Here is a 19,816-nt window from a genome sequence, read left to right as displayed (position 1 = left end):
GGGCATAGTTGGGCTGACCGGTTTGGATACGGGGTGGTATTCATACTCCCGGCGGGGGAGGTTGTGGGGATTTAACTGGTTGGTGTTGCGGTCTGCAAAGTTGTGGCTATGGTCGAGTTCCTGCAACTCTCATTCGGTGGGGGAATGAGTGCGGATTGACGACTGCCTTGCGCGGATGATGACGATTCCGGGGGCCCAGCGGGTGACGCTGGTGGACTGCGCCAGCGGGCTCGCCGTCGCGGCGGCGGGCCGTGAGGACATCGTTGACCAGCATGAGGACGCGGCCGGGGCGACCGATGTGGTGCGGGCGGTGCTGGCCTCGCCGGCGCTCAGCGCGACCGCGGCGGGCGATGACGTCGAGGAGATCATCGTGTGCGGCGCGGCGGGATATCACCTATTGGCCCTCTCCGGGGCCGACCTCGACGGGCACCTCTTCGTCCATTTGCTGCTCGACCGGGAGAACGGCAATCTCGCGCTCGCGCGGTTGCGCATGCAGAGCCTCGTTCGCGAAATGGCGGACGGGTGACATGGGCGGCGACATTTGCGGTGTGCTCGGCATGCTGGAGCGGGAAAGGCGCACCGGTGTGCTGCGAGTCGGCGACGATGGCGCGTTCCACCTCGCCCGCGGGGCCGTCGTCCGCGCCGAGAGCAGGCACGTGCCCGGTGCCGCCGACCTGCCGGGCGGGCCCGATCCCGAGCTGCTCGCGCTGTTCGACGCCGCCTACTTCCTGCTCGGGTCGGCCGCCGAGCCCGTGTTCGCGGAGGAGCCGGCGGACGGTGCGCTGCGCATCACCGTACCGACGCTCATGCACGAGCAGCGGCGGCGCCGGGCCCGGCTCGACGCGGCCTGGCCGGACGGGGGCGTCGACGTGGCGCCCGTCGTGCCGGTCCGGCGGGTGCGGCGGCAGCGCGTCATCCTGACCGGCGTCCAGGCGGAGATCCTGCTCAACGCCGACGGGCGGCGCACGCCCGCGCGGCTGGCCCGCGACCTCGGGCGGACGGCGTTCGGCTGCCTGCTCGCCGTCCGCGGCCTCGCCGCGGCGTCGCTCGTGGAGACCGAGCCGGCCGTGGCCGCGTCGCCGGAGGGGTGGGGCGAGGGGGCGGTCGAGTGGGCCGCGCCCGATCACGAGCTGCTCGACCGGCTGCGGACGGCGCTGGTGGAGCTCGGCTGACCGGACGACCGGTGAAACGACTGATCGAAAGGGTGGCGAAGGTGGCGAAACGAGCGGGGGCGGGGACGGCGGCGCGGGTCCCCGAGGCCGCGGTGGCGACGGAGCTGCGGGCGCTGCGGGCGCGCGTCCCGCAGCTCACCGGCAGCCTGGTCGCGTCGGCGGACGGGCTGCTCATCGCGCACGACCTGGCCGCGTCCGTCGAGCCGTCCGGGATGGCGGCGGTGACGGCCACCGGCCTGTCGCTGGCGCACCGGATCGCGCAGACCGCGCACGGCGGGGCGTTCCACGAGGTGGTGATCCGCGGGGTGGACGGCTACGTGGTCATCTACGCGGCCGGCCCGACGGCGTCCCTCACGGTGCTGGCGGAACCGACCGTCAACGTGGGGCGGCTGCACCTGGAATCGCGCCCGATCGCCCGCGCCATCGCCGCGCACCTCTCGACTCCGCGCCGAAGGTAACGACAACGAAAGGGGAGAACGTGTCCAACCTCGACCTCTCGCTCAAGGAAATGATGACGATCGACGGCACGATCGGTGCCGCCGTCGTCGACTACAACAGCGGCATGGCGCTCGGTCACCTGGGCAGCTCCAAGGCCCTCGACCTGCAGGTCGCCGCCGCCGGGAACACCGAGGTGGTGCGGGCCAAGTTCCGCACCATGGAGCAGCTCGGCCTCAAGGAGGACATCGAGGACATCCTCATCAGCATCTCCAGCCAGTACCACGTCATCCGCCCGGTGACCGGCCGCAAGGGCAAGGGCCTCTTCCTCTACCTGGCCCTCGACCGGTCCCGCGCGAACCTGGCCCTGGCCCGGCACCGGCTCCGCGACATCGAGGAGAACCTGGAGGTGTGACGGCGGACGGCCCGTCCACCGGGCGCGCACGCCGGTGGACGGGCCGTCGTCCGTCAGCTGTTGAGCAGGCGGAGCATCTGCCGGATCTCCGCGGTCCGGGACTCGACGACGCGTCCGGCGAACGCCTTCGCGTCGGGGCTCGCGCCCTTGCTCTGCTCGGCCCGCGCCATCTCCACCGCACTGCCCTGGTGGCCGATGAACAGGTTCAGGAACGCGGGCTCGAACCCGGCGCCCTTCGTCCTCCGCAGGGCGTTGATCTCCTTGGCGCCGGTCGCGGGCGCGGCGCCGTGGTGCAGGTGCGTCTGCGCCGCCGCCTCCGACGTCGCCGGCTTCGACCACGCGCCGAGCCACGACTTGATCAGCTTGAGCTCCTCGGCCTCGGTCGCCTTGACCGCCGAGGCCAGCGTCCGCACCTGCGCGCGCTCGGCGCGGCCGGCGGCGAGCCCCGCCATCTCCAGCCCCTGCTCGTGATGGGTCACCATCATCTGCAGGAAGAGGACGTCCTGGTCGTTGTAGGCGGCGGCCGGGGCGCTGGACGCCGCGCTCGCCGCCTTCGTCTGCGCCGGTTCGCCGTTGCAGGCGGCCAGCGGAAGGGCCGCGGCGAGGGCGAGCGCGAGGACGGCGCGGCGCCGGGCCGTCACAGCGGCAGCCACAGGGCCAGCGTGAACTGCGACGGCTCCCAGCCCGGAAGCGACGTGTGCCCCTGGCGGCAGCGGAACCGGGCGCCGTTGAAGGTCACCACGTCGCCCGTCTTGAACGTCACGCCCGCCTTCCAGGTCCCTCCGGCCGCGGGGGCCCCGGTCGGCGCGGACGTCGCCGGGCTGCTGGGCGCGGGCGCCGGCGTGGTCGGACGCGTGGTGGGCTGCGTGGTGGGCTGCGTGGTGGGCGCCGGCGCCGGCTGCGAACCGCCGCCCCCGTTCCCGCCGCCGATGTTCAGATCGATACAGCTGTAGAAGGCGTTCGGCGTGTCACCGATGTTCCACACCGCGAGGACGGTGCGCTTCCCCGGGAACTTGCTGAGGTCCACCTTGTGGGTGACGACCGCGTCCGGCTGCTGGTTGCCGCCGTCGAACGCGGCGACCTTCGTCCCGCCGATGAAGTACTCCCAGTTCGACGTGCGGTGCCGCGCGGTGAACACCCACCGGAAGTCGACGCTCGTCCCCACGGACTGGGCCGGCCAGTCGCGGCTCTCGTCCGCCAGGACGGAGAACTGGCTGAGGCCGCCGTCGCAGCTCTTCAGCCCCTTCGGGCCCTCGACGCTCTGCGGCTCGAACTGGATGGGCCCGCAGTCGGGGACGGCGCCCGTCGCGCACAGCGCCTGCCGGCTCGGGGGTGCGGACACGTAGCCGTGCGCCGAGGCGGGGGCGGCGACGAGCACCGGCGCCGCGACGGCCGCCGCGGCGGCGAGGGGGTAGGCGACGGACCTGCGCATGAGGAACTCTCCCAACGAGTCGTCCCGCGGCCGCCGGATTTCGGCGAGCCGCAACGCCGTCGGACGCTAGCGGGAGTATCCCTAAAGAAACTTTAATAATCCTCGAAGGGACCGTGAAGGCGTTTCCGGCCGCCCCTCGCAGGCCGGCACGCTGGGGAAACGGGCGGGCCGGCGCGTCGCGCACCGGCCCGCCGGACCCTACTTCGTGAGAGAGAGGCCGCTCTTCGGCTCGACCGTCAACCGGTCGGCGGCCTCGTCGAGGTCCACCACGACCTCGTCGCCGTCACGGACCTCCCCGGAGAGCAGCTCGCGGGCGAGCTGGTCGCCGATCGCCGTCTGCACGAGGCGGCGCAGCGGACGCGCCCCGTACAGCGGGTCGTAGCCGGTCAGCGCCAGCCATTCGCGCGCGGCGGGCGTGACCTGCAGCGTCAGCTGCCGGTCCGCGAGCCGGTCGGCCAGCTTGTCGACCTGCAGGTCCACGATCCGGGTCAGCTCGCTCGTGGAGAGCGCGTCGAACAGGATCACGTCGTCCAGGCGGTTCAGGAACTCCGGCTTGAACGAGTTCCGGACGGCGTTCCACACCGCCTCCCGCTTCGCCCCGTTCTCCAGCGTCGGGTCCACGAGGAACTGCGACCCGATGTTCGACGTCAGGATCAGGATCGTGTTGCGGAAGTCGACCGTGCGGCCCTGCCCGTCGGTCAGCCGGCCGTCGTCCAGCACCTGCAGCAGGATGTCGAAGACCTCGGGGTGCGCCTTCTCCACCTCGTCCAGCAGGACCGCCGAGTACGGGCGGCGCCGGACGGCCTCGGTGAGCTGCCCGCCCTCCTCGTAGCCGACGTATCCGGGCGGCGCGCCGACCAGCCGCGCGACGGAGTGCTTCTCGGAGTACTCGCTCATGTCGATGCGGGTCATCGCCCGCTCGTCGTCGAACAGGAACTCCGCGAGCGCCTTCGCCAGCTCGGTCTTGCCGACGCCGGTCGGGCCGAGGAACAGGAACGAGCCGGTCGGGCGGTCCGGGTCGGAGATGCCCGCGCGGGCGCGGCGCACCGCGTCCGACACGGTGCGGACGGCGGCCTCCTGCCCGATGAGGCGCTTGCCGAGCTCGTCCTCCATGCGGAGCAGCTTCGCCGTCTCGCCTTCGAGCAGCCGGCCGGCGGGGATGCCCGTCCACAGGGCGACCACGTCGGCGACGTCGTCCGGGCCGACCTCCTCCTTGACCATCGCGTCGCGGTTCTCGGCCGCCTCCGACGCCTCCTCCAGCTGCTTCTCCAGCGCCGGGATCTCGCCGTAGGTGAGCCGCGCGGACGTCTCCAGGTCGCCGTCGCGCTGGGCGCGCTCCGCCTCGCCGCGCAGCTGGTCGATCGTCTCCTTGATCTCGCCGACCCGGTTCAGGCTCGCCTTCTCCTTGTCCCAGCGGGCGACGAGGCCGGTGAGCTGCTCCTGCTTGTCGGCGAGGTCCTTGCGCAGCCGGTCGAGCCGCTGCCGGGACGCCTCGTCGGTCTCCTTGGCGAGGTTCAGCTCCTCCATCTTCAGCCGGTCCACCGAGCGCTGCAGCTCGTCGATCTCCACCGGACGGGAGTCGATCTCCATCCGCAGCCGGGACGCGGCCTCGTCCACCAGGTCGATCGCCTTGTCCGGCAGGTACCGGGAGGTGATGTAGCGGTCCGACAGCGTCGCCGCCGCGACCAGCGCCGAGTCGTTGATCTGCACCTTGTGGTGCGCCTCGTAGCGGCCCTTCAGCCCGCGCAGGATCGCGATCGAGTCCTCCACGGTCGGCTCGCCGACGAACACCTGCTGGAACCGGCGCTCCAGCGCCGGGTCCTTCTCGATGCGCTCGCGGTACTCGTCCAGCGTCGTCGCGCCGATCATGCGCAGCTCGCCGCGCGCCAGCATCGGCTTCAGCATGTTGCCGGCGTCCATCGCGCCCTCGGCGGCGCCCGCCCCGACGACGGTGTGCAGCTCGTCGATGAACGTGACGACCTGCCCCTCGGACTCCTTGATCTCGTTCAGGACGGCCTTCAGCCGCTCCTCGAACTCGCCGCGGTACTTCGCGCCCGCGACCATCGCGCCGAGGTCGAGCGAGACGAGCTTCTTGCCGCGCAGCGACTCGGGCACGTCGCCCGCGACGATGCGCTGCGCGAGCCCCTCCACCACGGCGGTCTTGCCGACGCCGGGCTCGCCGATGAGCACCGGGTTGTTCTTCGTGCGGCGCGACAGCACCTGGACGACCCGGCGGATCTCCGCGTCGCGGCCGATGACCGGGTCGAGCCGGCCGTCGCGGGCCGCCGCCGTCAGGTCGACGCCGTACTTCTCCAGCGACTGGTAGGTGCCCTCGGGGTTCTCGCTGGTGACGCGGGCGTGGCCGCGCACCTTCTCGAAGGCGTCCAGCAGCGCCTGCGGCGTCGCGCCGAACTCCTTCAGCAGGCCCGCCGCCGGGCCGCCGTCCGCGGCGAGGCCGACCAGCAGGTGCTCGGTCGAGACGTACTCGTCCTCCAGCTGCTGCGCCCGGTTCGCGGCCGTGTTGATCGACCGCTGGAGCTGCGCGGCGAGCCGCGGCGACGACACCGTCGACCCCTGCGCCTTCGGCATCGCGGCGAGCTGCTCCTCGGCCCGCCGCCGGATCACCTGCCAGTCGGCGCCGACCGCCTCCAGCAGCGGCACCGCGGTACCGTCCGGCAGCGCGATCAGCGCCACCAGCAGGTGCTGCGGCTCGACCTCGGGGTGCCCCTCGGCGGCCGCCCTGCGGACCGCGACCGACACCGCCTCCTGGCTCTTCTGCGTCAGCTTGTAGTCCATGTCCCGTCCCCGTGAATGTGCTGTGCTTGCTCAGAGTCGCTAGTCGGAGTTCCGTTCGTGCCAGACGACGACGCTGGTGTGCCGGATGGGGACCAGGTCGGCGCCGGGAGTGCCGGTCGGCTCGCCGTGCCGCCGCTGCTGCGCCAGCCGCGCCGCGACCGCGCGGGTCGATTCGAGTTCGTTCGCGAGCTCCTCCAGCGCGGCGTGCGCCTTCACGAGCTCCTCGCGGAGCCGCACGTTGTCGCGCTGCAACTCCAGGATGTGCTTGATGCCGGAGAGGTTGATGCCCTCCTCCTGGGAGAGCCGCTGGATCTCCCGCAGCATCACGATGTCGCGCATCGAGTAGCGGCGGCCCCGGCCGGCCGTCCGTCCGGGGGACACCAGGCCCATCCGGTCGTAGGTCCGCAGCGTCTGCGGATGCAGCCCGGACAGCTGGGCCGCCACCGAGATCACATAGACCGGAGTGTCATCGCCGAAGGGGTCCATGAGGTCTCACTCCTGTCTGGCCTTCTGCAGGACGTCGGCGCGGAGGTCCTCGCCGCCGCCCGCCTCGCGGAGCTTGGCCAGTGCCTCCCGCGACTGCTCGTCCAGCTTCTGCGGGACGTGGACGTCGACGGTGACCAGCAGGTCGCCCTTCGTCCCGTCGCGGCGGGTCGCGCCGCGCCCCTTCACCCGGAACTTGCGGCCGTTGGGCGTGCCCTCCGGCAGCTTCAGCGTGACGGGCTGCCCCTGGAACGTCGGCACCCGGATGTCGGCGCCGAGCGCCGCCTCGGGGAACGTCACCGGGATCGTCAGCGTCAGGTTGTCGCCGCTGCGCCCGAACACCGCGTGCGGACGCACCTTGATGTTCACGTACAGGTCGCCGGCCGGGCCGCCGTTCTCGCCGGGCGCGCCCTTGCCCTTCAGCCGGATCTTCTGCCCGTCCGCGACGCCCGCCGGGATGCGCGCCTGGATCGTGCGGGTGCCGGTCGCGCGGCCGCTGCCGTGGCAGATCGGGCACGGGTCGTCGACGACGAGGCCCCGGCCGCGGCACTCCTTGCACGGCTCCTGGAAGCCGAAGTTGCCGAGGTTGCGGGTCTCGTGCCCGGTGCCCTCGCAGTTCGGGCACACCCGCGGCACCGTGCCGGCCTTCGCGCCCGTCCCCCGGCACGCGTCGCAGGCCGCCTCGCTGGTCAGCTTGATCGGCACGGTCACGCCGTTCATCGCGCGGCCGAACGACAGCGTCACCTCGGTCTCGACGTCCGCGCCGCGCCGCGCGCGCCGCGTCGTCCCCGTGGTGCGGGTGCCGGTGCCGCGGCCGAACAGGCCGCCGAACAGGTCCCCTATGCGCTCGCCGGCGCCGCCCGGCTGCGTCCCGGTGCCGCCCTGGCCGAACAGGTCGCCGAGGTCGAAGCCGAACCCGCCGCCCTGCTGGCCGCGGAACCCGCCCGGCATCGACCGGACGGAGTCGTACTCCTTGCGGCGCTTCTCGTCCGACAGCACGTCGTAGGCCTCGGAGACCTCCTTGAAGCGCTCCTCGGCGTCCGCGTCCCCCTTGTTGGCGTCCGGGTGGTACTTGCGCGCCAGCTTCCGGTAGGACTTCTTGATCTCCTCCTGCGAGGCCGTCTTCGCGACACCGAGGACCTTGTAGTAGTCCTTCTCCAGGTAGTCCTTGGTGCTCACGGCGCCCCGCCTTCTGCTATCGCCACTTGCCACATGCCTTCATGCCCCGAATGGGCCCGCCCCGCGAGGGACGGGCCCGTGGGGCTCACTTGCCCGATTCGCCGTCCGGGCCGCCCGGCCCGTCGGCGGGCTTGTCCGCGTCCGGGTCGGGGTCGGCCACCGCGACGCGCGCCGCCCGCAGGATGCGCTCGCCGATCCGGTAGCCGGGTTGGAGGACGTCCACCACACTCGTCTCGGTCACGTCGGGCGAGAGCGAGTGCATGAGCGCCTCGTGCACGTTCGGGTCGAAGGGCTCGCCCTTCTCCCCGTACCGCACCAGGCCGAGCTTGCCGGTGACCGCCTCCAGGCTCTCCGCGACGGATTTGAACCCGCCGGTGAGCTCGTCGTGGTCACGGGCCCGGCCGATGTCGTCCAGGACCGGGAGCAGCTCCGTCAGCACTTGGCCGAGGGCCTGCTCGCGGACCGCGACCCGGTCGCGCTCGACCCGCTTGCGGTAGTTGTCGTACTCGGCCTTCAGCCGCTGGAGGTCGGCGAGACGCTCCGAAAGCTGGGTCTGCAACGAGGAGACCTCCTCATTGCCGGCCTTGCCTGCCTTGCCGCCTGTCTTGCCGGCGCCCCCGTCGGCCGGGGCCTCCGAGGCAGGCGAACCCTCCGCCTGCGCCCGGACTTCCCCCGTTTCGGGATCGATGCGCCGCTTGTCGCGGATCACCGGGCCCTCCTTTTCCTCGCCCTCGTTGGGTGAGGACGTCACGATGCACCGTCCTTGGGCTTGTCCTCGTCCACGATCTCCGCGTCGACGACCTCGTCGTCCTGCGGGCCCTGCGCGTCGGCGGTGGGGCCGTGGTCCTCGGCGCCCGCCTGCGCACCCTCGGGGTTCTGCGCGTACATGGCGGCGCCCATCTTCTGGCTGACCTGCGCGAGCTTCTCGGTCGACCCCTTGATGGCGTCGACGTCGGTGCCCTCCAGGGCCTTCTTGACCTCGGCGACCGCGTCGCTCACCTCGGTCTTCAGCTCCGCGGGGACCTTCTCGTCGTTCTCCCGCAGGAACTTCTCGGTGGAGTACGCGAGGGTGTCGGCCTGGTTGCGGACGTCGGCCTCCTCCTTGCGCTTGCGGTCCTCCTCGGCGTACTGCTCGGCGTCGCGCATCATCTTCTCGATGTCGTCCTTGGGCAGCGCGCTGCCGCCCGTGATGACCATCGACTGCTCGCGGCCGGTGCCCTGGTCCTTCGCGCTGACGTTCACGATGCCGTTCGCGTCGATGTCGAAGGTGACCTCGATCTGCGGGACGCCGCGCGGCGCCGGCGGCAGACCGGTGAGCTGGAACGTGCCGAGCTTCTTGTTGTACGCGGCGATCTCGCGCTCGCCCTGGTAGACCTGGATCTCCACGGACGGCTGGTTGTCGTCGGCGGTGGTGAACGTCTCCGACCGCTTGGTCGGGATCGTGGTGTTCCGCTCGATGATCTTGGTGAAGATGCCGCCCTTGGTCTCGATGCCGAGGCTCAGCGGGGTCACGTCCAGCAGCAGGACGTCCTTGACCTCGCCCTTCAGCACGCCGGCCTGCAGGCTGGCGCCGATCGCGACGACCTCGTCGGGGTTGACGCCCTTGTTCGGCTCCTTGCCGCCGGTCAGCTCCTTGACCAGCTCGGACACCGCGGGCATCCGGGTCGACCCGCCGACCAGGACGACCTGGTCGATCTTGTCGACGCCGATGCCGGCGTCCTTGAGTACCGACTGGAACGGCGCCTTGGTCCGGTCGAGCAGGTCGGAGGTCATCCGCTGGAACTCGCCGCGGGTGAGCTTCTCGTCCAGGTGCAGCGGGCCCTCGGCCGACGCGGTGATGTAGGGCAGGTTGATCTGCGTCTCGGACGAACCGGACAGCTCGATCTTCGCCTTCTCCGCCGCCTCGCGCAGCCGCTGCAGCGCCATCTTGTCCTTGGACAGGTCGACGCCGTTGGCGTTCTTGAACTTCTCCACCAGCCAGTCGACGACCTTCTGGTCCCAGTCGTCGCCGCCCAGGTGGTTGTCACCGCTGGTGGCCTTCACCTCGACCACGCCGTCGCCGACCTCCAGCAGGGAGACGTCGAACGTACCGCCACCGAGGTCGAAGACCAGGATGGTGGCCTCGTGCTCCTTCTCCAGGTGGTAGGCGAGCGCCGCCGAGGTCGGCTCGTTGATGATCCGCAGGACGTTCAGCCCCGCGATCTGGCCGGCCTCCTTGGTGGCCTGCCGCTGGTGGTCGGAGAAGTAGGCGGGGACCGTGATGACCGCGTCGGTGACGGTCTCGCCCAGGTAGGACTCGGCGTCCCTCTTCAGCTTCTGCAGCACGAACGCGCTGATCTGCTGCGGGGTGAAGTCCTTGTCGTCGATCTTGGTCTTCCAGTCGGTGCCCATCTCGCGCTTGACCGACCGGATGGTGCGGTCCACGTTGGTGACCGCCTGGCGCTTGGCGACCTCGCCGACGAGAACCTCGCCGTTCTTGGCGAAGGCGACGACGGACGGCGTGGTCCGCGACCCCTCCGCGTTCGCGATGACGGTGGGCTCGCCGCCCTCCAGAATCGCGACGACCGAGTTGGTCGTCCCGAGGTCGATGCCGACCGCACGTGCCATGTTCTCGTCCTCCGTCGTTTCCGGTTAACCCCGTTGCCGGTGTCATGCAGCCCCGGTCGTCGCCCAGGGCGCGGCCGGTTCGTCTTCTGTCCGCAAGGTTGCCCGGATCGCGGTTCCTTGTCAAATGACTTGAGCCGACCCGACTCAACTTTGCTGACGACCTCTACAACAGGACGATTGAGCCGGGTATTCCAGTTCCCGGAACGACCCAGCCGAGGCAGAGTTCGCCTGAACGGAGGAGTGCGCGCCCGCCTGCCGTCCCCCGCCAGGAGGACCACCTCCTCCCCGCGGCCCGGGGACGTCACCACCTCGTCCACGTGACCCCGGTGTCGTCGCGCCGAGCCTGGCCGACGACCCCGAGGACGATGTACTCGCTCTTGCCGAACAGGGACACCGTGACGAGCCTGACCGCACCGCACACCTGTGGCCGCCCCGCGAAGGGCGAGATCGACGTGGGTTAACGCGGTGTCCATGTCGTCGGTCACCCCGGCGTGGCCGTTCTCGACGTCCCAGGCGTACAGCTGCGGCGGCACGTGCGCCCGTCCCCTCACCGCCAGCCCCCGATCAGGACGCACCGCCGCCGCTTCGGCCGGGCGTGCCCCGCCTCCACCAGGCGATCGTTGACCAGCGCCCACCAGTGCCCGGTGTACTCCCCGAGCCATGCCCGGACGCCGGGGAACGCGGCCTCCAGCTCCCGCCGGATCTGGTCAGGGTCGAGGTAGACCCAACTCGTCGCGGAGCAATCAGCTAGTTGCCCATAGATCGGACCTCACTCCGATTGAGGCCCCGGGCGTCATGGTGTTGCTGCAGCTGTCCGGGGCCGCCCTATGTCTACGAGCGCGCAGGGGCGCGACTCGCTCTTGTCACGCCACGCGGCCGGGAGCCCGGGGGTGAGCACCCCGGCCGCGCGACAACCGCTGGCACGAGCCCGCGCCAACGACCACGCAACCGCCGTCCGCGCCTGGGGGTAGCGCGCCGACGGGCGTCAGGGGTGGCGGACGGCCTTCCAGGCCCACTGTCCGCGGCCTCGCCACAGGGTTGTGGTGCCGTCGGGCTCGGCTTTCGCCCGTGCTCCGTAGCAGGGCAGGGCGCTTTCGCGGAGCCAGCGTTCACGGATGGCGTCCAAGGCGTCCCAGAGGCGCCGGGCGCCGCCCTGGGTGACCGTCGGCGGTTCGCCGTCGCGGGACTCGGCGCGCGCCCATGACCCGTCGCCCGACCACATCAGCGCCCGCCGTGTGCGCGCCGCCGGGTCGCCACGTTGTTGATCTGCGGCGTGTTGTTGTTTTGGACGCGCTCATAACAACAACACGCCGCAGGTCAACGCATCCGGTGAGTCTTAGCGGTCACCTCGTCGTTGGGTAGCGGGGGCGCGGTCAGTGCCAGGTCGCCGCTCACCGGCGGCGGGTGCTGCCTGCCCGGCGAGATCGCTGTCCCGGCCGCGACCATCGGATGCCCGTCGACCGGCCGGTGGGCTGCGCCTGGCCGGGGTTCGGGCGGGCGCAGCCCTGAGCGGGGTTAGGCGAGGGGCTCCTGCGGCTGCTTGGTGGGTATGGCGATTCGCCAGGCGATGAACGCGGCCGTTGCTAGGCCGGTGAGCGCCAGGAGGCTGCTGGTGAGGAATGGGTTGGTGCCGTTCAGAGCCGGCGCGAATCCGATGCCGACGTAGAGGGTGATCCCGGTCGAGCCGCCCAACTGGTCGGCGGCTCGTTGGACGCCGGAGGCGATGCCGGCGTCGTCTTCGGTCACGCCGGTCACCGCGACGTACTGCAGGCCGACGATTCCGAACCCCATCCCGGCGGCGATCAGCACCATGGCCGGGATCAGCGCCGGGCCGGTGGCCTCCAGCCGGGCGACCAGCGCGATGACGATCATGGCCGCGATGGTGAAGCCGATCCCGGCCAGGACGCAGGCTCGCGCGCCCCACCGTCCGAGCAACGGGGGAACCAGTACCGAGGCCGCGATCAGGGAGACCGCCAAGGGCAGCATCGTCAGGCCGGCCTGGAGCGGGCCGGTGCCCAACCGGTCCTGCAGGTAGTAGGTGAACAGCAGGAACGAGGCGGACAGGGCCGCGCTCAGCAGGGCGGTGGCGAGGTTGGCCAGGACGCGCGGCCGGTTGTGAAAGAACCGCGGGGGCATGAGCGGGTTCCGTGAACGGCGTTCGACGGTGAGGAACAGGGCGCCCGCCGCTACCGCACCGGCCAGTGCGAGCGGCGGCAGCCAGGGCAGCGTGCCGTCCGCCTTTCCTGCCTCGACGACCCCGAGGGTGAACAGGAGTGGGGCCGCGGTCAGCAGAAGCGCCCCCGGAACGTCCAGCGGTGTGCGCTCGCTCGGACGTTCGCCCGGCACGAGAAAGACCGCCGCGGCGAGCACGACCGGGATGAAGGGCACGGACACCAGGAAGACCCACCGCCAGCCCAGCAGTTCGGTGATGATGCCTGAGACCACGAACCCGAGGACGAGTCCGCAGCTCGCGACGGCCGCCCACACGCTCAGCGCCCGCGACCTGAGCGGGCCCTCGGGGAACATGAGCACGATCACCGCCATCGCCGCCGGCAGTGCGATCGCTTCACCGGCCCCCTGCAGCAGCCGGGCCGTCACCAGCACGGCGAAGGACGGCGCGAGCCCGGCCAGCAGGGACGCGGCGCCGAAGAGCGCCGTGCCGAGCAGGAGGATGCGGCGCCTGCCGAGCACGTCGCCCAGCCGCCCGCCGAGCATCAGCAGCCCGCCGCCGGTGATCGTGTACCCGACAACGACCCAGGTCAGCGAGTGACCGTCCACGCCGAAGCCGGCGCCGATCGAGGGCAGGGCGACGTTGACCACGGTCACGTCGACCGCGATGAGGAACTGAAGCATGGCCATGCAGCACAGCACCAGCCACGCGCGCGCTTGGGACGACGCGTCCCGGCGCGGAGAAAGAACGCTTGAGGACACCGAGTGCTCCGTTGCTCAGAAGATGTTCCGAGCAGCACGAACGTGCCGCTCCGGATCGTCGACGGAGCGGTGGAACGTTCAACGGGAAGTGAGACGAACGCTCCGCCGCTAGCGGAGCGTCCTCGTCACCGCGGCGCAGGCGGCCGCGCACGAAGCGCCGGACATGCCGCCGATGCTACCGGCTCCCGCCGTGAAGTTGATCAGCCGTTGCGGGTGATCAACATCGACCGTCCGATACGGGGCGGTCCATGGCAGAGGAGAGTCGATGACGCACAGACGTCGGAGCCGGGCCCTGCTCGGTGTCCTGCTCGCGGCCGGGGCGCTGGCGGCGGTCGCGCCGCCCGCGCAGGCCGCGCCGCCCCCGGCGGGCGGGCTGGAGCCGGGGCAGTCCTGGAAGGTGACGCTGCTGACCGGGGACGTCGTCTCCGTCCGGACGGTCAAGGGGAAGCCGCCGCTCGTTTCGGTGACTCCTGCGTCCGGGAGGGAAAAGCGGTCGTTCCGCAAGGAGATCCGGCCGGACGGGCACGTCGTCGTGACGCCGATCGACGTCGCGGGTCTGGTCGGGCGGGTCCTCGATCCGGAGTTGTTCGATGTCACCGCGCTGATCGCGCAGGGCTACGACGACGCACGCAGCAAGGACCTGCCGCTGATCGTGCAGCGTGAGAAGGGCGTCCGGTCGCTGTCGGCGCTCGGTGGGTCGGTCGACCAGGGCAGGGAGCTGCCGAGCATCGGCGCTGTGGCCGTGCGGCAGTCCAAGGGCGATGCCGGTGGGCTCGGGAAGGCTCTCGCCGGGATGCGGGGGCCGTCGGTCAAGGCGACCGGCGGTATCCGGTACATCTGGCTGGACGGCAAGGTCAAGGCGAACTTCGCTCCGGCCGCGACCCGCCGGATCGACCGCAACCTGCGGCAGGTCGGGGCGCCGGCGGCGTGGCGGGCCGGATACACCGGGAAGGGCGCGAAGGTCGCCGTCCTCGATACCGGTGTGGACGCCGGGCACCCCGACCTCAAGGGACGCATCGCCGAGTCGGCGAACTTCTCCGAGTCGCCCGACACCGTCGACCGCTTCGGGCACGGCACGCATGTCGCCTCGACCGTCGCGGGGACCGGCGCCGCGTCCGGCGGGGAGCGCAAGGGCGTCGCGCCGGACGCCGCCCTGCTCATCGGCAAGGTCCTCGATGACGACGGGTTCGGCACCGAGTCCAGCGTCATCGCCGGGATGCAGTGGGCCGCGTCGCGCGCCGACGTCGTCAACATGAGCCTCGGCGGTGAGGCCACCGATGGGAGCGACCCGCTCTCCATGGCGCTGACGAACCTCACCGCCGAGTACGGGACGCTGTTCGTCGTCGCCGCGGGCAATGAGGGCACGTTCGCGTCGGTCGGCTCGCCCGGCACGGCCGAGGCCGCGCTCACGGTCGGCGCCGTCGACGGCCGCGACCGGCTCGCGGAGTTCTCCAGCCGCGGCCCGGTCGGGATCACCGCCAAGCCGGAGATCGTGGCGCCGGGCGTCGACATCGTGGCCGCCCGCGCCGCGGGCACCTCGGAGGGCACCCCGACGGGGGCGCATTACACGAAGATGTCGGGTACGTCGATGGCGGCGCCGCACGTCGCGGGCGCCGCGGCGCTGCTCGCGGCGAAGCACCCCGACTGGAAGCCCGCCCGGCTCAAGGCCGCCCTCGTCGGCACCGCCGACCCCGCCACGGGCGGCGACGTCTACGAACTCGGCGCCGGACGGCTCGACGTGGGCGAGGCCGCGCAGGCTCCCGTCCTCGCCGATCAGGGCATCGCCGACCTCGGGACGTCGAAGTACCCCGAGCACCGAGCCCTGTCCACGCGACTCGGCTGGACGTCGAGCACCGGCCATCCGGTCGACCTGCGGCTGAGCGTCAAGGTGACCGACCGGGAAGGGCGCACGGCGGATGGTGTCGCGACCGTGCCGTCCGGTGTGAGCGTGCCCGCGGGCGGTACCGCGACGGTGCCGCTGACCGTGGACGCCTCCCGTGTCGGTGACCGGCCCGGCCTGTACACGGCCGTGGTCACGGCCAAGGGCGGCGGTGTCACCCTGGAAACGCCCGTGACGTTCAACGTCGAACCGGCGACGCACACTCTCACGCTCAAGGCCACGCAACTGCCGCGTACCGACCCTGAGAACTACTCCGCCACCGCCACCGTGGTCAACCTCGACGACCACTCGCTGTACTCCGAGTGGGCCGACGTCGGGGCCGAGGGCGCGACGGAACTCCGCGTCCCCGAAGGCCGCTACGCGGTCCTCGGCAACGTGGACGACTTCGGCGACTGGCGCTCGGCCCTCGTCGGCGACCCCGAGGTGGTCATCGACCGGGACGTGACCGTGACGCTCGACGGCGCCGCGTCCGTCGAGATCGGAGCGAGCGTCGAGGGCGTCGAGACCACGACGGCGATGGCCGCCGCGGACATCGTGCGGGACGCCGGCGACGGGCTCTGGTACTACACCGTGTTCGCCTTCGACCCCGCCAACGCGCCCGTTTACGTCCAGCCCATGGAAGGCGTGACTAAGGGGACGTTCAAGGCGGCCGCCCAGTACCGGCTGACCGCGCCCGGTGCGGTGTACGACATCGTCCACCCGCTCGGCAACGGGATCCCCGCCGACCCGACGCACACCGTCACCGCCGCCGAACTCGGGCGGATGGCCCGCGTCGACCAGCAGTTCGCCGCGTTCGACGGCGACACCGGCAGGGCCATGAGCGAGAAGCGCTACGGGATGAGCCCGGAGGGCCTGCTCACTTTCGAGGGGTACGGCGACGTCGAGCCCGGAACGTCCCGGACCGACTACGTCTCGACCGGTTCAGGCATGCTCTGGATGAGCGAGGGATTCGTCCAGATCGGTGAAGAATCGTGGGTCGACCAGGGGTATTTCGCCGAACTGAAGCCGGGCGAGCGGATCGCGCACCGCTGGGGACGCCAGCCGCTGCGCCCCGGCCCGTACTCCGGCACCGGCATCACGCCCAGCGGATGTGCCCGGTACCCCACGGCCCGCACCGGCGACAACATGCGCGTCTCCCTGGTCGACCTCCAGACCCGTCCAGACGCGTTCGACTGTGCCTTCCATGAGGTGAAGGGGCACATGGAGTTGTTCGCCGGCGACCGGAAGATCGGTGAGAAGGACGGCCCGTTCGGCGACTTCACCGTCCCGTCCGGGGCGGCGGATTACCGGCTGACGTACGAGAACGACGCGTCGGCCATCCTGCCGGTGTCGACGCGGACGTCGACGTCCTGGACGTTCCGTTCCCGTGCACCACGCGACGGCAGGAGCGCCAACCTCCCGCTCCTGCTCGTCGACTACGACCTCAACCTCGACCTGCGCAACCAGCCCGCCGGTGAGCCCGCCGTGTTCACCGTCGCGCGGATGGCGGGCTCCGGCGGGGCGAAGGTCACCGGGCTGCGGTTCTGGACGTCCGCGGACGACGGGAAGACGTGGCAGGCCGTCCCGGTGAAGGACCTCGGCGGCGGGCGGTTCAGCGCCCCGCTCCCGGCCCCCGTCCAGGGGCAGGCCGTGTCGCTGCGGGTCGCGGCGCAGGACGCGGGCGGAAGCGGCGTCGACCAGCGGATCATCCGCGCCTACCGCGTCCGGTAAGTCCCTGAAGTGAAAGTAACGAGGGGGTCCGGGTGATACGTCTGTGACCGCCATCCGTGCGACGGAAAGGCACCACATGACGGGGAACCCCCTCGCCGCGGCGCGACCGGAACGGCCTCCCGCCGGACCGGCCGCGCCGCGGCCCTCCCTGCACGACCCCGAACGGTTCGGGGAGGTCTTCGACGCCCACTTCGCCGAGATCCACGGGTACGCCGCCAAGCGCCTCGGCCCGGACGCCGCGTCCGACGTCGCGTCGCAGACGTTCCTGGAGGCGTTCCGCCACCGCGACCGCTACGACCCGGCGCGGGCGAACGTCCGGACGTGGCTGTACGGCATCGCGACCAACCTGATCGGCAAGCACCGGCGCAGCGAGGTGCGCGGGCTGCGGGCCCGCGCGCGGCTCGGCCCCGTCCGGGACGAGGGCGGGCACGCCGACCGGGTGGACGCCCGGGTCAGCGCCCAGGGCCTGCGCGGGCGGCTGGCCGGCGCGATCGCCGCGCTGCCGGCAGGCGAGCGCGACGTGCTGCTCCTCGTCGCGCTCGCCGACCTCACCCACGAGGAGGTCGCGGCGGCCCTGGACATCCCCTACGGGACGGTCGGGTCGCGGCTGAGCCGGGCCAGGAAGAGGGTGCGCGCGGCACTCGGCGGCACGAACCCGATGCACGAAGGGGAGGACGACCATGGATGAACTGCAGGCGATCCGCGAGGCGTACGGGGAGCCGGAGCCGCCGACCCTGCGGGAGATGACCGAGACCCGCGCCCTGGTGATCGGCGGATCGCCGCGCCGCCGAGTCCGCCTCGGGTGGCGGTTCCGGATCGGGCTCGGCGCGGTCGCCGCGGGCGCGGCCGTCGCCGTCGCGGTCACGGTCACCGGGACCGGTGCGCCGGCCCCGCCGCCCGCGACGGTCGACCTCGGCCGGGAGGCCGTGCTGGCCGCCGCGGCGAAGGCCGCGGCGCAGCCCGTCGGCAAGTACTGGTTCTCCGACCAGATTTCGGGCCAGTCCTACATCGTCCGGGCCGGGACCGGCGACTACGCGATCGTCGGGGCGCACAGCGAGATGTTCGGCTGGACCGGGGCGGAACCGGGCATGGGCCAGGCCCTGCACGCGCGCGACATCCCGGCCCGGCCGCTGACGAAGCGGGACGCGGAGCTGTGGCGGAAGGCGGGGTCGCCGTCGAAGTTCCGGGTCTGGTCGAACGACCACTACTACACCTACGACCGGTCGACGTCGAAGTGGGACAGCGACGCCCCCGACGCGCGCGCGGGCGGCAGGTTCTTCGTCCAGGGGACGGGCCGCGAGCTGACTCTGGACGAGGTCCAGCGGCTGCCCGGGGACCCGGCCGCTCTCGCCGAGATGTTCTACAAGCCGCGCACGCCGAAGGACGGAGCGCGCGTCGGCCCGCTCAGCCGGCTCGGGACGCCCGGCGCCAAGCTCGGCGTGACGGCGCGGCTGCTGGAGGACGTGCCCCTGCCGCCGAGGGTCCGGGCCGGACTGATGCGGGCGCTGGCCGCGCAGCCCGGCGTCAGGTCGGTCGGCGCGGCCACCGATCCGCTCGGCCGGACCGGTGTCGCGCTGGTCGCCGACGACGCGCCGTCGACGGTGGACGGGACGTACGGCGCGCCGCCGGAGGAGCGCGGCACGTACCGGTCGCGTTCGGAACTCCTCTTCGACCGGGCGACCGGTGAGCTGCTCGCCGAGCAGCGGGTGCTGACCGAGCCGGGCGGCGCCTACCGGGACCGCGAGCCCGGCTTCGTGATCAACTACTGGATCGTCCGCGCCTCGGGCTGGACGGACGCCGAGCCGAAGCCGCCCGCGAAACCGCCTTTCTGATCGGGGGACCGTGCGCCCTCCGCCCGGACGTCCGGACATCCCGGACATCCGGGCGGAGAGCGCACGGCCGTGAAGGCGGATCGGGGGTTCGGCTGAGTACGGGGTGACCGAGCAATCGAGCATCCCCCACAGCGAGGATCACTTCATGGCCCACCAACGCCCGCCGGATACCGGTGGGGACGACCCCGACACGGTGGCGATCGTGCGGTCGCGGCGCGACTCCGCCGCGTTCGCGGAGATCTTCCACCGCCACTTCGCCGCGATCCACGGGTACGTGGCGCGGCGGCTCGGCGCGGACGCCGCGGACGACATCGCCGCCGAGGTCTTCCTGGCCGCGTTCCGCAAGCGCGGCCGGTTCGACCCGGCGCGCGGGACGGTCCGTGCCTGGCTGTACGGGATCGCGACCCGGCTGATCGGGACGCACCGGCGCGCCGAGGGGCGCCGCTACCGGGCGCTGGCGCGCACGCCCGCCGACCGCTTCGAGGACGGCCACGAGGAGCTCGTCGCGGCCCGCGTCACCGCCGGCCGGGCCGGCGAGGACCTGGCCGGCGCGCTGGCCCGGCTGCCGCGCGGGGACCGGGACGTCCTGCTGCTGGTGGCGCTGGCCGACCTGTCCTACGAGGAGGTCGGGCAGGCGCTCGGCCTGAAGACGGGCACGGTCGCGTCCCGCCTGCACCGTGCCCGGCGCCGTCTGCGGGAGTCGCTCGGCGGAACCAACCCCGCGCTGATCGTTGAGGAGACGCCCGCATGAACATGAACGAGATGGACCGGGTCCGGGGCCTGCTGAGCGAGCCGCGGCCCCCGTCGGCGGAGACCGCGGCGAAGGCGCTGGCGATGCTGGAGGACGAGATGGCCGGGAAGCGCGTCGAGACGCCGGGGGCGGGGCGGCGGCGGTTCGGGTTCGGGTGGCCGGCCGGGCTGGGG

At 72.0% G+C, this 19,816-nt stretch carries 16 protein-coding genes and 1 pseudogene; 8 read left to right on the top strand and 9 right to left on the bottom strand.

Annotated elements, in window-relative coordinates:
* Nucleotides 1-148 precede the first annotated feature (148 nt).
* From E1284_RS26245 to E1284_RS26230, 4 genes are read left to right on the top strand one after another with little or no spacing between them, the layout of a single operon-like run.
* Nucleotides 149-526, top strand: coding sequence for a hypothetical protein (locus tag E1284_RS26245; RefSeq protein ID WP_243714753.1), 378 nt, complete (start codon nt 149-151; stop codon nt 524-526).
* A 1-nt stretch (nt 527) separates the two neighbouring features.
* The gene (locus E1284_RS26240) at nt 528-1,172 is read left to right on the top strand and encodes a hypothetical protein (protein ID WP_131942802.1); all 645 of its coding nucleotides are present in this window, start codon (nt 528-530) and stop codon (nt 1,170-1,172) included.
* A 41-nt stretch (nt 1,173-1,213) separates the two neighbouring features.
* Nucleotides 1,214-1,630: a roadblock/LC7 domain-containing protein gene (locus tag E1284_RS26235; protein WP_131942801.1), complete on the top strand. Its 417-nt coding sequence runs from the start codon at nt 1,214-1,216 to the stop codon at nt 1,628-1,630.
* Nucleotides 1,631-1,680: 50 nt separating this feature from the next.
* Nucleotides 1,681-2,022, top strand: coding sequence for a hypothetical protein (locus E1284_RS26230; RefSeq protein WP_203596894.1), 342 nt, complete (start codon nt 1,681-1,683; stop codon nt 2,020-2,022).
* Between the two features lie 53 nt (nt 2,023-2,075).
* Here the strand turns inward: E1284_RS26230 and E1284_RS26225 are convergent, their stop codons facing one another.
* The 9 genes and pseudogenes from E1284_RS26225 to E1284_RS26190 form a co-directional block, all read right to left on the bottom strand.
* Nucleotides 2,076-2,675 carry a DUF305 domain-containing protein gene (locus E1284_RS26225; protein ID WP_131942799.1) on the bottom strand — a complete coding sequence of 200 codons (600 nt, stop codon included), beginning with the start codon at nt 2,673-2,675 and terminating at the stop codon, nt 2,076-2,078.
* Nucleotides 2,660-2,761, bottom strand: a complete 102-nt coding sequence (locus E1284_RS44250; protein WP_481726193.1) for a carbohydrate-binding protein — start codon at nt 2,759-2,761, stop codon at nt 2,660-2,662. The genes E1284_RS26225 and E1284_RS44250 overlap by 16 nt, the downstream gene beginning before the upstream one ends.
* A gap of 186 nt (nt 2,762-2,947) precedes the next feature.
* Nucleotides 2,948-3,454: pseudogene (locus E1284_RS44245) on the bottom strand (lytic polysaccharide monooxygenase auxiliary activity family 9 protein); the annotation flags it as partial.
* Nucleotides 3,455-3,652: 198 nt separating this feature from the next.
* Nucleotides 3,653-6,250 carry an ATP-dependent chaperone ClpB gene (gene clpB, locus E1284_RS26215; RefSeq protein WP_131942797.1) on the bottom strand — a complete coding sequence of 866 codons (2,598 nt, stop codon included), beginning with the start codon at nt 6,248-6,250 and terminating at the stop codon, nt 3,653-3,655.
* 39 nt (nt 6,251-6,289) lie between these two features.
* Nucleotides 6,290-6,736, bottom strand: a complete 447-nt coding sequence (locus tag E1284_RS26210) for a heat shock protein transcriptional repressor HspR (RefSeq protein WP_131942796.1) — start codon at nt 6,734-6,736, stop codon at nt 6,290-6,292.
* Nucleotides 6,737-6,742: 6 nt separating this feature from the next.
* Nucleotides 6,743-7,912: a molecular chaperone DnaJ gene (dnaJ, locus tag E1284_RS26205; RefSeq protein ID WP_131942795.1), complete on the bottom strand. Its 1,170-nt coding sequence runs from the start codon at nt 7,910-7,912 to the stop codon at nt 6,743-6,745.
* A gap of 85 nt (nt 7,913-7,997) precedes the next feature.
* Entirely contained in the window at nt 7,998-8,666 is a 669-nt protein-coding gene (gene grpE, locus E1284_RS26200; protein ID WP_131942794.1) for a nucleotide exchange factor GrpE, read from the bottom strand.
* Nucleotides 8,660-10,519 carry a molecular chaperone DnaK gene (gene dnaK / locus E1284_RS26195; protein WP_131942793.1) on the bottom strand — a complete coding sequence of 620 codons (1,860 nt, stop codon included), beginning with the start codon at nt 10,517-10,519 and terminating at the stop codon, nt 8,660-8,662. Before dnaK ends, grpE begins: the two co-directional genes overlap by 7 nt.
* A 1,515-nt stretch (nt 10,520-12,034) precedes the next feature.
* Nucleotides 12,035-13,378 (bottom strand): MFS transporter, encoded by a 1,344-nt coding sequence (locus E1284_RS26190; protein ID WP_131942792.1) that lies wholly within the window; start codon nt 13,376-13,378, stop codon nt 12,035-12,037.
* Between the two features lie 337 nt (nt 13,379-13,715).
* On the opposite strand from E1284_RS26190, the gene E1284_RS26185 reads away from it, so the two are divergent.
* From E1284_RS26185 to E1284_RS26170, 4 genes are all read left to right on the top strand, one after another.
* The gene (locus tag E1284_RS26185) at nt 13,716-17,060 is read left to right on the top strand and encodes a S8 family serine peptidase (RefSeq protein ID WP_131942791.1); all 3,345 of its coding nucleotides are present in this window, start codon (nt 13,716-13,718) and stop codon (nt 17,058-17,060) included.
* Between the two features lie 76 nt (nt 17,061-17,136).
* On the top strand, nt 17,137-17,748 hold the full coding sequence (locus E1284_RS26180; RefSeq protein ID WP_131942790.1) for an RNA polymerase sigma factor: 612 nt from the start codon (nt 17,137-17,139) through the stop codon (nt 17,746-17,748).
* Nucleotides 17,741-18,892, top strand: coding sequence for a CU044_5270 family protein (locus E1284_RS26175; RefSeq protein WP_131942789.1), 1,152 nt, complete (start codon nt 17,741-17,743; stop codon nt 18,890-18,892). The genes E1284_RS26180 and E1284_RS26175 overlap by 8 nt, the downstream gene beginning before the upstream one ends.
* A 145-nt stretch (nt 18,893-19,037) precedes the next feature.
* The gene (locus tag E1284_RS26170) at nt 19,038-19,643 is read left to right on the top strand and encodes an RNA polymerase sigma factor (protein ID WP_131942788.1); all 606 of its coding nucleotides are present in this window, start codon (nt 19,038-19,040) and stop codon (nt 19,641-19,643) included.
* The last annotated feature ends 173 nt before the right edge of the window (nt 19,644-19,816 follow it).

This window comes from Actinomadura bangladeshensis (assembly GCF_004348335.1).
GTDB lineage: Bacteria > Actinomycetota > Actinomycetes > Streptosporangiales > Streptosporangiaceae > Spirillospora > Spirillospora bangladeshensis.
The sequence above is the reverse complement of the archived record's forward strand: the minus strand, read 5'-3'. Positions and strand labels throughout refer to the sequence as shown.

Excerpts from the sequence above, each read along its gene's own strand:
- E1284_RS26240 (WP_131942802.1), top strand. The coding sequence starts at position 528 with ATGGGCGGCGACATTTGCGGTGTGCTCGGCATGCTGGAGCGGGAAAGG.
- E1284_RS26230 (WP_203596894.1), top strand. The coding sequence starts at position 1,681 with ATGATGACGATCGACGGCACGATCGGTGCCGCCGTCGTCGACTACAAC.
- clpB (WP_131942797.1), bottom strand. The coding sequence starts at position 6,250 with ATGGACTACAAGCTGACGCAGAAGAGCCAGGAGGCGGTGTCGGTCGCG.
- E1284_RS26210 (WP_131942796.1), bottom strand. The coding sequence starts at position 6,736 with ATGGACCCCTTCGGCGATGACACTCCGGTCTATGTGATCTCGGTGGCG.
- dnaK (WP_131942793.1), bottom strand. The coding sequence starts at position 10,519 with ATGGCACGTGCGGTCGGCATCGACCTCGGGACGACCAACTCGGTCGTC.
- E1284_RS26190 (WP_131942792.1), bottom strand. The coding sequence starts at position 13,378 with ATGGCCATGCTTCAGTTCCTCATCGCGGTCGACGTGACCGTGGTCAAC.
- E1284_RS26185 (WP_131942791.1), top strand. The coding sequence starts at position 13,716 with ATGACGCACAGACGTCGGAGCCGGGCCCTGCTCGGTGTCCTGCTCGCG.
- E1284_RS26180 (WP_131942790.1), top strand. The coding sequence starts at position 17,137 with ATGACGGGGAACCCCCTCGCCGCGGCGCGACCGGAACGGCCTCCCGCC.
- E1284_RS26175 (WP_131942789.1), top strand. The coding sequence starts at position 17,741 with ATGGATGAACTGCAGGCGATCCGCGAGGCGTACGGGGAGCCGGAGCCG.
- E1284_RS26170 (WP_131942788.1), top strand. The coding sequence starts at position 19,038 with ATGGCCCACCAACGCCCGCCGGATACCGGTGGGGACGACCCCGACACG.